This window comes from Luteolibacter pohnpeiensis, from assembly GCF_016595435.1.
In the GTDB taxonomy this organism is placed as follows: domain Bacteria; phylum Verrucomicrobiota; class Verrucomicrobiia; order Verrucomicrobiales; family Akkermansiaceae; genus Luteolibacter; species Luteolibacter pohnpeiensis.
Map to the genome: position 1 here is coordinate 1 of NZ_JAENIJ010000100.1, position 2,090 is coordinate 2,090.

Genomic DNA, 2,090 nt, shown 5'->3' on the forward strand with positions numbered 1-2,090 from the left:
TGATGGCCGCGTCTTCCGTCCATTGTGCTGGCGCGGGACTTCGACAAACGAGGCATCGACGGTGACTCCTTCCTTGCCATGAATGCCGCGCGCGGTGAGCGCTTCGTCGAGGTCCGAAAACAAGGCCGCCACGCCAAGGAAGCGCATGAAGCTGGAACGATCGAGAATCTGTTCCTCGGTTTGCTCTTCGGAAAGCGCGTAGTATTTTTGCATCACCACGACTTTGAACATGAACACGGGGTCAAAAGGAGCGTTGCCACACTTGTCCACACGATCCTTGTAGCCGAGCAGTTCGATGAGCCGATCGCGGAAAATTTCGAAACCGATCACCGCCCTCAACTTGTCGAGCGGCGTGGTGCGTTGGGCCATTTTTTTGGCATGGTCAAGTTGGCTGAAAAGATCCTGCTGATTGCTGCCGGGCCGTCGAAATCTCATGGACTTTGTCTAACAGAAATCCACGATGTCGGGATGAGGTTGCCGGATGCGGCCTTTATTCTTCAGCGATTGGAATGAACCTGTTTTTCCATTCAACTACTACTATTCCGAATCATTAATTTTAGAAATAATTATTTCCTGATATTCCAAATATATCATACACTTCCTATCAAGAGGCAAAGATTCAACTTTCCCCATATCTATTTTACACTTTAACGTAGAAGCCAACTTTTCAAGGATCTCTTTTTGTGACCTAACCCAAGGAGCCAATTCTCGATCGAAATCTCTGATTTGAACTGATTGAATGACTTCTTTCTGCTTATCCAATAAGGATTGGGGAGTATTTTTTATTTTTGATCCATATTCGATCGATACACCAGATATTTCAGACAGCTCTTCAATTGCGCCATATTGGCTAACATACCATTCAGAAAGAGCTAAATCCCTATCCTTTGAGGAGACATCAGTACATGAGACATTAAATTGAAATTCTTTATCCTGTCGCACATTACCTTCCTGACACATTGGGCATGCACTAAAAATTAACATCATAACCAATCCCTTCGAATATTTAGTAATCATTAGATATTTTATTCTTTCTTTGTTTGAAGTATCCAATTCGACGTTTCCAGGTTTTCTGTTTGATCTAAACTATTAAGAATAGGATTAGATCCACCTTCACAATCTTCTTTACAAAACCATTTTCCATTTTCACATTTACATATGTTATATTTCACTATCCGAACAGCTAAAGCGGTCCAAGCTGGAGCATCCCGTATGGGAGGAATAACAAGATAAAATCCAAACCAGTTGTATTTCTACAAACCCCTGTATAACATGTGGTTCAAGTATATTTGACTACACAACAGTCCTCTTCGCTTTCAAATCCGTCAATATATACATTTTCAAATGTTGGTTTTATTACTTTTAATTTGACATGATGACCAACAGTCCCGTTATCACCAATATTTGGTTTAGCTCCACCATACCCCTTACAAGTTTCGCAACAAGTCGGACATGGATCTCCATCATTGATATTACTAGCATCTGCAACAAGTCCCAACAAATCTCGATTGTTCAGAACATCATTCCCCACAAACCTATACAAATTCAGTCCACCTTGCTCCCCAATCGGATCCCTACTTGGCCATCTGCCCAGCTCGGTGAGGTAATACCGGTAGCCGTAGTTATACCAGCCCGTCTCAAGGTCCGCGTCTTCACCGTGGAACATCGTCGTCCAGTTATACAGGCTGCTTGTTCGCACGCTGAATGATGGTGTCAGCACCGTCACTCCACCAAATGCGACGTAGCGGTAGCGCTCGACGATCACCCCATAGGTGTCCGTGATCGATACCTTGCTGCTCATGTTGTCGCACACCGCGTATTTCCGGTTCACACTTGCTCCGCTGATTGCGTTCCGAGCGACTAGGTCGTTGCGGCCGCGACCGCCGTAGAGGTATTCGTTCTTCAGCGAGCTGTTCGACGGGTTGCGATCTTCAATGCATTTCCATTGTTCGTTCCAGTAGTAATCGACACTTGGCCGCGAGGTTCCTGAAAACGATTTGCGTGTCCGGCGGAACAAGCCGTCATAGGCATAGCTCACGTCCATCGTCGCCGTGCTGCCCGAGGAGGAGGAGCCCGGAACACTCGCATTG

3 protein-coding genes are annotated in these 2,090 nt (G+C 45.6%); all 3 read right to left on the reverse strand.

Annotation, left to right across the window (positions count from 1 at the left end):
• On the reverse strand, positions 1-435 hold a 435-nt coding region (locus tag JIN85_RS20230), incomplete at its 3' end, for a transposase (RefSeq protein ID WP_200274264.1).
• A 102-nt stretch (positions 436-537) separates the two neighbouring features.
• Positions 538-1,053: a hypothetical protein gene (locus JIN85_RS20235; RefSeq protein ID WP_200274266.1), complete on the reverse strand. Its 516-nt coding sequence runs from the start codon at positions 1,051-1,053 to the stop codon at positions 538-540.
• 226 nt (positions 1,054-1,279) lie between these two features.
• On the reverse strand, positions 1,280-2,090 hold an 811-nt coding region (locus JIN85_RS20240; RefSeq protein ID WP_200274268.1), incomplete at its 5' end, for an RHS repeat-associated core domain-containing protein.